Origin of the sequence: Escherichia marmotae (assembly GCF_002900365.1) — a bacterium.
GTDB lineage: Bacteria > Pseudomonadota > Gammaproteobacteria > Enterobacterales > Enterobacteriaceae > Escherichia > Escherichia marmotae.
On record NZ_CP025979.1, the window covers coordinates 4,662,367 to 4,671,322 of the forward strand.

10 protein-coding genes are annotated in these 8,956 nt (G+C 48.8%); 6 read left to right on the forward strand and 4 right to left on the reverse strand.

What is annotated here, in order from left to right; translation table 11 throughout:
* The first annotated feature begins 7 nt into the window (after positions 1–7).
* From C1192_RS23820 to C1192_RS23840, 5 genes are read left to right on the forward strand one after another with little or no spacing between them, the layout of a single operon-like run.
* Positions 8–1,426: a packaged DNA stabilization protein gp10 gene (locus tag C1192_RS23820; protein ID WP_038355532.1), complete on the forward strand. Its 1,419-nt coding sequence runs from the start codon at positions 8–10 to the stop codon at positions 1,424–1,426.
* Positions 1,426–2,274, forward strand: coding sequence for a tail needle knob protein (locus tag C1192_RS23825; protein ID WP_038355531.1), 849 nt, complete (start codon positions 1,426–1,428; stop codon positions 2,272–2,274). The genes C1192_RS23820 and C1192_RS23825 overlap by 1 nt, the downstream gene beginning before the upstream one ends.
* Positions 2,274–2,753 carry a DUF2824 family protein gene (locus tag C1192_RS23830; RefSeq protein ID WP_021562525.1) on the forward strand — a complete coding sequence of 160 codons (480 nt, stop codon included), beginning with the start codon at positions 2,274–2,276 and terminating at the stop codon, positions 2,751–2,753. Before C1192_RS23825 ends, C1192_RS23830 begins: the two co-directional genes overlap by 1 nt.
* Positions 2,728–3,381, forward strand: a complete 654-nt coding sequence (locus C1192_RS23835; RefSeq protein WP_038355530.1) for a P22-gp17 family phage DNA ejection protein — start codon at positions 2,728–2,730, stop codon at positions 3,379–3,381. Before C1192_RS23830 ends, C1192_RS23835 begins: the two co-directional genes overlap by 26 nt.
* Before the next feature lie 12 nt (positions 3,382–3,393).
* Entirely contained in the window at positions 3,394–4,806 is a 1,413-nt protein-coding gene (locus C1192_RS23840; protein ID WP_038355529.1) for a phage DNA ejection protein, read from the forward strand.
* Positions 4,807–4,819: 13 nt separating this feature from the next.
* On the opposite strand, the gene C1192_RS23845 is transcribed toward C1192_RS23840, so the two are convergent.
* Positions 4,820–5,970 (reverse strand): IS3-like element ISEc16 family transposase gene (locus C1192_RS23845; protein ID WP_103194781.1). Its coding sequence is split into 2 segments (ribosomal slippage): positions 4,820–5,709 and positions 5,709–5,970, totalling 1,152 coding nucleotides; the frame shifts between segments, so codons are not numbered across the junction.
* A gap of 82 nt (positions 5,971–6,052) precedes the next feature.
* On the opposite strand from C1192_RS23845, the gene C1192_RS23850 reads away from it, so the two are divergent.
* Positions 6,053–7,891, forward strand: coding sequence for a P22-gp16 family phage DNA ejection protein (locus C1192_RS23850; RefSeq protein ID WP_038354829.1), 1,839 nt, complete (start codon positions 6,053–6,055; stop codon positions 7,889–7,891).
* A 24-nt stretch (positions 7,892–7,915) separates the two neighbouring features.
* Here the strand turns inward: C1192_RS23850 and C1192_RS23855 are convergent, their stop codons facing one another.
* From C1192_RS23855 to C1192_RS23865, 3 genes are all read right to left on the reverse strand, one after another.
* On the reverse strand, positions 7,916–8,230 hold the full coding sequence (locus tag C1192_RS23855; RefSeq protein WP_002432306.1) for a hypothetical protein: 315 nt from the start codon (positions 8,228–8,230) through the stop codon (positions 7,916–7,918).
* Between the two features lie 90 nt (positions 8,231–8,320).
* Positions 8,321–8,656: a Rap1a/Tai family immunity protein gene (locus C1192_RS23860; protein WP_038354831.1), complete on the reverse strand. Its 336-nt coding sequence runs from the start codon at positions 8,654–8,656 to the stop codon at positions 8,321–8,323.
* Complete coding sequence (locus C1192_RS23865; protein ID WP_000090234.1) at positions 8,653–8,907, reverse strand: Arc family DNA-binding protein; 255 nt, start codon at positions 8,905–8,907, stop codon at positions 8,653–8,655. The genes C1192_RS23860 and C1192_RS23865 overlap by 4 nt, the downstream gene beginning before the upstream one ends.
* Positions 8,908–8,956 lie beyond the last annotated feature (49 nt).

Consider the following 8,956-nt stretch of genomic DNA (forward strand, 5'->3'; position numbering starts at 1 on the left):
TGAATAAATGCCGATTCAGCAACTTCCGCTCATGAAAGGTGTCGGCAAAGACTTCCGAAATGCCGACTATATCGACTATCTGCCAGTGAATATGCTGGCTACACCCAAAGAAATCCTGAACAGCAGCGGATATCTTCGCTCATTCCCGGGCATTGCCAAACGTTCTGATGTGAACGGCGTATCGCGCGGCGTCGAGTACAACATGGCGCAGAGTGCTGTTTATCGCGTGTGTGGTGGCAAGTTGTATAAGGGCGAAAGCGAAGTCGGTGACGTCGCCGGAAGTGGTCGCGTATCAATGGCGCATGGTCGAACATCTCAGGCTGTAGGCGTTAACGGGCAACTGGTCGAGTATCGCTATGATGGCACGGTTAAAACCGTCTCAAACTGGCCTACAGACAGCGGATTCACGCAGTATGAGTTAGGTTCTGTTCGTGACATTACTCGTTTACGTGGGCGTTATGCGTGGTCAAAAGACGGTACTGATTCATGGTTTATCACTGACCTTGAAGACGAATCGCACCCTGACCGCTACAGCGCACAATATCGCGCAGAATCGCAGCCTGACGGCATCATCGGTATCGGCACATGGCGAGACTTCATCGTCTGTTTTGGTTCAGCGACGATTGAATATTTCTCCCTGACTGGTGCAACCACCATTGGTGCCGCTTTGTATGTCGCACAGCCATCGCTGATGGTGCAGAAAGGCATTGCCGGGACTTACTGCAAAACGCCATTCGCTGATTCTTATGCGTTCATCAGCAATCCGGCAACAGGTGCGCCGTCTGTGTATATCATCGGCTCCGGTCAGGTATCACCAATCGCCAGCGCGAGCATTGAGAAAATCCTCCGCTCCTACACTGATGATGAACTGGCTGATGGCGTGATGGAGTCTCTGAGATTTGATGCTCATGAGTTGCTGATTATCCACCTTCCACGCCATGTTCTCGTGTACGACGCATCTTCAAGCGCCAATGGTCCGCAATGGTGTGTGTTGAAAACTGGCTTGTATGACGATGTGTACCGCGCTATCGACTTCATTTACGAAGGCAATCAGATAACGTGCGGCGATAAGCTGGAGTCCGTGACCGGGAAATTGCAGTTCGATATCAGCAGCCAGTACGACAAGCAACAGGAACACCTGCTGTTTACTCCGTTGTTCAAAGCAGATAACGCCAGAGTTTTCGACCTTGAAGTTGAATCTTCAACTGGCGTTGCGCAGTACGCTGACCGCCTGTTCCTATCGGCAACCACTGACGGCATCAATTACGGACGTGAGCAGATGATTGAGCAGAATGAACCGTTCGTTTACGACAAACGCGTTTTGTGGAAGCGGGTCGGACGCATCAGGAAAAATGTCGGCTTCAAATTGCGCGTTATCACGAAGTCACCTGTCACTCTGTCAGGCTGCCAGATAAGGATTGAGTAATGGCTGATTCGAATCTCAATGAGCCGGTAATCATCCAGGCTACGCGGCTCGACACATCAGTTCTTCCACGCAATATCTTCTCGCAGTCGTATCTGCTGTACGTTATCGCGCAAGGTACAGATGTTGGTAACGTGGCGAACAAGGCCAATGAAGCGGGGCAGGGCGCTTATGACGCACAAGTCAGGAACGATGAGCAGGATGTGATTCTTGTCGATCACGAAATTCGACTGGCATCAGCTGAAGCTAAGATTCAGGACCACGAAACAAGGATCACTAACGCAGAAGCGGCGATAGTCGGCCTTGATTCACGATTAACGACAGCAGAAAACGATATTGATTATCTGACGGATGAAGTTGTCGCCATTCAAAACACGCTTTCAGACCATGAAACGCGCATTGATGCTCTGGAGTATGCAACCACGCGTAAGAAGTCAGAGGTTGTTTACTCTGGCGTATCTGTAACCATCCCGACAGCGCCGACCAACCTTGTTAGCCTGCTGAAAACGCTCACGCCGTCATCCGGCTCGTTGGCACCATTCTTCGACACCGTTAACAACAAGATGGTTGTGTTCAACGAGAACAAAACCTTGTTCTTCAAGCTGTCGATCGTCGGGACGTGGCCCAGTGGAACCGCAAACAGGTCAATGCAGCTAACCTTTTCCGGCTCTGTTCCTGACACGTTGGTCAGCAGTCGTAATGCGGCGACAACAACCGACAACATCCTGTTAGCTACGTTCTTCAGCGTGGATAAAGACGGCTTTCTTGCCACAAATGGAAGCACGTTAACCATTCAGTCAAATGGTGCGGCGTTTACTGCCACAACCATCAAAATCATTGCGGAGCAGTGATGGAAATAAAGCTCATCGATAATCCGGTGAAGCTTGCAGAATTCCTCAACAACCCGGCAAACACGGGAAATATCGTAGACAGTGGAGATAAATACTACATCAAGCCTGATGCGGTATATCTCGGCATCTACGAAGGATTAGTGTTGGCTGGCGTTCATGAAGTGCGCAACTTCTGGCATAGCGTTGTTGAATGCCATGCGGTGTACGACCCCGGATTCCGTGGCGAATATGCACTGCAAGGGCATCGATTATTCTGCAAATGGCTTCTCGAAAACTCACCATTCCTTAACAGCATCACTATGGTTCCTGACACCACGAAATACGGACGGGCAATTATCCGTTTGCTTGGCGCTACCCGTGTTGGTCACCTTGATGATGCTTATACCAGCAATGGAAAGCCTGTAGGAATCACGATTTATCAGTTACCGCGCTCAAAATACGAGGAGCTAACGAATGTTAATTTTCCAGATTGCCAATAAGCACCTCAGCAAAGCTGTGTACTGCAAAGGTGGCAGTGATAGCGGAGCAAAAGAGCAGGCCCGCGCAACTGAAAAAGGTATCGATTTACAGCGTGAAATGTGGCAGACGAACATGCAAAACCTTGCACCGTTCACGCCACTTGCTCAACAGTACGTATCACAGTTGCAGAATCTTTCCTCTCTTCAGGGGCAGGGTCAGGCGCTTAACCAGTATTACAACTCCCAGCAGTACAAAGACCTTGCAGGGCAGGCGCGTTACCAGAGTCTGGCAGCAGCAGAGGCAACAGGTGGATTAGGCTCTACAGCAACAGGAAACCAGTTAGCAGCAATCGCACCTACGCTCGGTCAAAACTGGCTGTCAGGTCAGATGAACAACTACAACAATCTGGCAAATATCGGCCTTGGTGCTCTTACAGGTCAGGCAAACGCCGGACAGAACTACGCTAACAATGTCAGCCAATTGTATCAACAGCAGGCGGCAGCATCTGCGGCTAATGCGAATAAACCATCAGGATTTCAGAGTGCCTTGGGTGGAGCGGCGGCAGGTGCAGCTGCAGGTACTGCAATCATGCCTGGTTGGGGGACAGCAATTGGTGCTGGCGTCGGTCTTCTTGGTTCACTTTTTTAATGGAGGTGTCTCTTGGCTACATGGCAACAGGCTGGTAATTCAGGCGCGCTTCTTGCCGGGTTAGGCGGCATGAACTCCAACGCTCCAAGAGCAAGTGATGCAGACGCCACGCTTGCATACATTCGACAGAATAATGAGATGGAGCGTTCAGGACGTAATAACGTTGGCTTGCAGGCTTTGCAGGGCATTTCATCTGTCATGGATATGTATAAGCAGATGGATCAGCAGAAGCGGCAGCAAGAGTTTCAGCAGGCTTATGCTGATGCATATACATCTGGTGACCGCGATGCCATGCGAAAACTGGCATCACAGTATCCTGAGCAGTTTGACGCTGTAAGAAACGGCATGAAATTTGTCGATGAAGACCAGCGTTCCACTGTCGGCACACTGGCAGCAAGTGCCAGACTCGCAGCTTCATCTCCAGAAGCCATGATGTCATGGTTGCAGAACAACTCATCTGAGCTTACTCGTGCCGGAGTAGACCCTCTGGATGTGGCTAAAATGTATCAGCAAAATCCACAAGGTTTCACAGAGTTTGTTGATCACCTTGGAATGGCTGCACTTGGTCCAGAACAATATTTTCAGGCACAAGACAGAATCGTTGGTCGTGAGATTGACCGCGGAAAACTTGCAGAGACAATCCGCAGCAATCAGGCTGGCGAGACACTTCAGGAGAGAGGGCAAAACCTTTCCTATCAGTCAGCAATGACTGGGCACAATATCGCAGCACAACGCTTGGCTCTGGATCAGCAAGAGTTCGGGTTTAAGATGCAGCAAGCGCAGGAAAAGGCTCAGCAGTTGATTAGCGAAGCACCTAAGCTGTCAGTAAACATGGAAAAAGGCATCGAGACGGCTGTAAACAATGCCACAGCATCATCAAACTCAGCCAATTCTATGAGTGCGCTTGCTCAACAGTTCAGAGCAGAAAAACCAACGACAGGTTTGTTCGGTAACGCACAGAACATGTTCGCAAAACTTACCGGAAGCGATACGACATTGCGTGATTTGCGCATCCGCCAAAATGCCCTTGTTAACAGTCAGGTTCTTAAATTCCTACCCCCCGGCCCCGCAACGGATAAAGACGTTGAGATCGTTCGGCAGGGTGCGCCAACTGACATGGATAACCCTGAGACGGTCGCAAGATGGCTTGATGCAATGGCAAACCTTGAGCGACGAAACGCGCAGTTTAATGAGTTTAAAGCCGAGTGGATGAGCGCGAATGGCAACCCTGGACAATCGCGTAATGGCGGTCAGATATTGGGGTTGGATGTTAAAAAAGGTGAATCATTGGGGAGTGCCGTTAAGCGGTATATGTCAATGAATACTGACGCAGCGCCAGCACAAGATTCGACACCTTCAGGAGGACCACGGAATCAGGTTGGATCATATACCTCAAAATCAGGCATTCTGATCCTACCCACGTAATGTGGACACGGCCCTAAGCGAGATTATGGTTTTCAAATTGTTCCGGGCTGAGACCGCCACAGGCACTGTGACGACGCCAGCGATTGTAATCACACTCGATATAATTAAACACCGTTGCCCGCATTATTTCCCGGCTGCTAAAGCGTTCCCCGTGGATACATTCCACCTTCAGCGAATGAAAGAAGCTTTCCACACAGGCATTGTCATAACAGTTGCCTTTCGCACTCATACTGCCACGCAGGTTGTGTCGCTTCAGCAGCGCCTGATAATCCCCTGAACAGTATTGACCACCACGGTCCGTATGAACAATGACGCTTTCCGGGCGTCTTCTCCGCCACAACGCCATTTGCAGTGCATCACAGGCCAGTTGTGCTGTCATTCGCGGTGACATCGACCAGCCAATAACGGCGCGTGACCACAGGTCGATGACTACTGCGAGATACAACCAGCCCTCATCGGTACGCAAGTACGTGATGTCACCCGCCCACTTCTGGTTCGGGCCGCTGGCGCTGAAGTCCTGCTCCAGCAGATTCTCCAATACGGGCAGGCCATGTGCACGGTAGCTGACCGGGCTGAACTTCCGGCCGGCTTTCGCCCGCAGCCCCTGACGACGCAGGCTGGCGGCAATGGTTTTAATATTGAACTCCGGCAGTTCGTCAGCAAGGCGGGGAGCACCGTATCGCTGCTTTGCCTCAAAGAATGCCTTATGAACAGCGGTATCGCAGGTGAGCCGAAACTGTTGGCGCAGGCTCATCTGGTGACGACGCCTGAGCCAGACATACCAGCCGCTGCGGGCAACCCGAAGTACACGACACATCGCTTTGATGCTGAACTCTGCCCGATGATTTTCGATGAAGACATACTTCATTTCAGGCGCTTCGCGAAGTATGTCGCGGCCTTTTGGAGGATGGCCAGTTCCTCAGCCTGCTCCGCCAGTTGTCGTTTAAGGCGGACATTTTCAGCGGCCAGTTCGCTTTCGCGCTCTGACGAACTCATTTGTTGCTGCTGTTTACTGCGCCAGGCATAAAGCTGAGATTCATACAGGCTGAGTTCACGGGCTGCGGCGGCCACACCGATGCGTTCAGCGAGTTTCAGGGCTTCGTTACGAAATTCAGGCGTATGTTGTTTACGGGGCTTCTTGCTGATTGATACTGGTTTTGTCATGAGTCACCTCTGGTTGAGAGTTTACTCACTTAGTCCTGTGTCCACTATTGGTGGGTAAGATCATTCAATTTACGGTGGAATGATGAAAGTAACTGCAAACGGTAAGACATTTACCTTTCCTGATGGTACGAGCACCGAAGATATTGGCACCGCCATTGATGAGTATTTTGCTGGTCAGGCTGTTCAGCAACAAACAGTTAATCAGGCCAATAATGTACCAACACGGAAAGAACCATCATTGATGCAACAAGCTGGCGATTGGCTCACTGGTGGTCAAAGTGCAGGGCAAATTGCAGAACAGGCTGGTCGTGGTCTGGTAAACATACCATTTGACGTATTGCAGGGTGGCGCAAGTCTGATTAATGCAATCAGTCAGGGGCTTGGTGGGCCAAAAGTATTGGATGATGTCTATCGTCCAGTCGATCGACCGACAGACCCTTATGCGCAAGCTGGAGAAACAATTGGCGGGTATTTAGTTCCAGGAGTTGGAACGGCAGGAAGCATGGCTATTGGATCACTGGCAGAGGCCGCAAATCAGAAAGGCGATTTCGCACAAAATGCAGCCAAAAATGCCGGAGTTAACCTTGCCGCTCAGGGGGTTCTTTCCGCAGCAGCAAAGGGAATAGGGCGTGGAATAACGGCTATAAAAGGTGATATTTCGCCAGAAGTGGCGAAGAAAATTGCCACATCAGAATCGATGGGCGTGACACCAATGACATCTGATGTTATCCCGCCGAAAAATGCTTTCACTCGCGGCCTTACTCAGGATGCCGAGGGGGCTTTGCTCGGGACAGGCTCAAAGCGAGCGGAGCAATATGCAACGCGTAGTAAGCTGGTAAGTAATTATTTTGACCGTTTTGGTGAGTACAACCCTGATGATGTGGTGAAATCTCTGACCACCACGTTAAGGGGGCGGAAGGATGCCGCTGGCGCTGTTATCAATGACGTCACCAATAAAATGGGTAATGCCGCAGTTGATACCACAAACACTATGAATGCTCTGAATACAGCGATCGCAAGACAGGAACGGCTTGGGACGTCTGCCAATCAAAGCCTGCTTACATCCTTGCGTAACCTACGTGAAGAATTAGCAAACCCTGCAACTGATTTGGATGTTACGTTTGATCTCCTGCGTCAGCACAGAACAGCATTTAGATCTAATGTTCAGGGAGATGCTATGGTCTTCCCCAACCAGGCAAAAGCAGCTACCAATATGGTAGAGAATGCAATGTCAAAAGACCTTCGTAACGCAGTTGCAAAAAACCTCGGTGCATCAGACGCAGCAAAATACCTTAAAGCAAATTCTGATTATGCAAACGTTTATAATAAGGTGCTTAATAAAAACATTGCTAACAAACTCAACAAGGCAAGCAGTGAAGCCAGCCCTGAACTTATAAATACCGTTGTATTAAGCAGAAAACCATCTGACGTGAAACGAATATGGAGCGCACTGGATGATAAAGGGAAAGATGCTATGCGTGCAGCTTACGTCAGCAAAATAGCGGAAAAGGCCGGTGACTCTCCAGCCAAGTTCATCACTGAAGTTAATAAGCTGAAATCTCAGTCAGGCGGTGAAATTTACAACACTATTTTTTCTGGAAAGCACATGAAAGAGCTTGATGCTCTTCATGAAGTTCTACAGCAAACAGCAAGGTCAGACACCGCAAATGTAGTAACTCAGACGGGGCAATCACAAGCCAACAGGATAAGGACGATTGGCGCAACTGCGACTCTTGGTGTATCAATGGGGCTTGAGGCTGGCTTTGGTGCAATGATGCGTTTGTATGAGTCCAAAGCAGCAAGGAATGCTCTCTTACGTCTGGCAAACACTAAAGCTGGAACGCCAGCCTATGAAAGAGCGTTGAATACCGCTGCAAATGCCATCAGGCCGCTGCTTGCTACTGAGGCAACACAGCAGTAACGTATGGGGAATTGGATTCAATCGTTAACATTTTCTTTTTACTTTTCCAACAAAGGCTTTGGTTGAATCCATATTCCCATAACCAGAAATGGTTTTCGACATTAAAACTGTTCCATTAGGATGTATTACCCATGAGTCGATAACTCGTTGAGTTTCGCCATTCGCGCCGATTCCGATGATGGAGTTTTTAGACAATGCTTTGTAAGCCATGCCGCCCGCATCCGTCCCAGAATATGTGATACTGGCATCTTCACCGTTTGTCTTAATGATGAATGTTCCACTAAAACCATCTTCTTCCGGTTGAAAATTATTTCGTTCTGAATAGCTTATTCCGTGCATATCTCCAACGACCCAGCACTCTGCTGAGACAGAAAACGAGAAGACAAAGAAAGCCATTGCTATAATCAATTTCATTTTAAGCCCTTATTGTTATTGATTCTTTTTGCACGGAAATGTTTTTCCTACTGCTAGGGCGGTTAGTATAACTGCATTCTCATTTCTTGATTCTGGGTTTTTGTTTAGATATTTCTCAACGATATCGGTGTATTGATACATGTCAACGCCATCAGGAGGACATAGAGAACCAATTAGTATCAATGAGTCAGTTACTCCGCGCAAATATCCAGTAATGTAAAGCGATGAAAAATCATCACCATTTTTACCTTGTTGAATGTTGTAAAGAAGGTCATTACCCGTTTGAAGCTCGCGCAGCTCAGCACTGGAAGAAGAGACAACTGCTAACAGGAACAGTGATAGAAATCTCATTTCAAATCCTTTTCATAAATCTTTTTAAGTGTCTCAAACACTATAGCCTTGAACTGCTCGGCCTGCTGATCAGCCAAGCGTTCAGCTTCGTCGCGATATCCTGTAATCGGTGATGGTTTTGATAGTGCATCCTGAACGATTTGTAATAACTCAGAGTTCATTGACCTTCCGTTAGCCTCGGCTCTTAATTTCAATTTTTCTCTTACTTCCAAAGGCATACGGAAGTTAAAGTGCGGATCATCTCTAGCCATGCCATCACTCCAAGTTAGTGTATTGACATGATAGAAGCACTCTACTATA

Excerpts from the sequence above, each read along its gene's own strand:
- C1192_RS23820 (WP_038355532.1), top strand. The coding sequence starts at position 8 with ATGCCGATTCAGCAACTTCCGCTCATGAAAGGTGTCGGCAAAGACTTC.
- C1192_RS23860 (WP_038354831.1), bottom strand. The coding sequence starts at position 8,656 with ATGAGATTTCTATCACTGTTCCTGTTAGCAGTTGTCTCTTCTTCCAGT.
- C1192_RS23855 (WP_002432306.1), bottom strand. The coding sequence starts at position 8,230 with ATGCACGGAATAAGCTATTCAGAACGAAATAATTTTCAACCGGAAGAA.
- C1192_RS23865 (WP_000090234.1), bottom strand. The coding sequence starts at position 8,907 with ATGGCTAGAGATGATCCGCACTTTAACTTCCGTATGCCTTTGGAAGTA.
- C1192_RS23825 (WP_038355531.1), top strand. The coding sequence starts at position 1,426 with ATGGCTGATTCGAATCTCAATGAGCCGGTAATCATCCAGGCTACGCGG.
- C1192_RS23850 (WP_038354829.1), top strand. The coding sequence starts at position 6,053 with ATGAAAGTAACTGCAAACGGTAAGACATTTACCTTTCCTGATGGTACG.
- C1192_RS23830 (WP_021562525.1), top strand. The coding sequence starts at position 2,274 with ATGGAAATAAAGCTCATCGATAATCCGGTGAAGCTTGCAGAATTCCTC.
- C1192_RS23835 (WP_038355530.1), top strand. The coding sequence starts at position 2,728 with ATGTTAATTTTCCAGATTGCCAATAAGCACCTCAGCAAAGCTGTGTAC.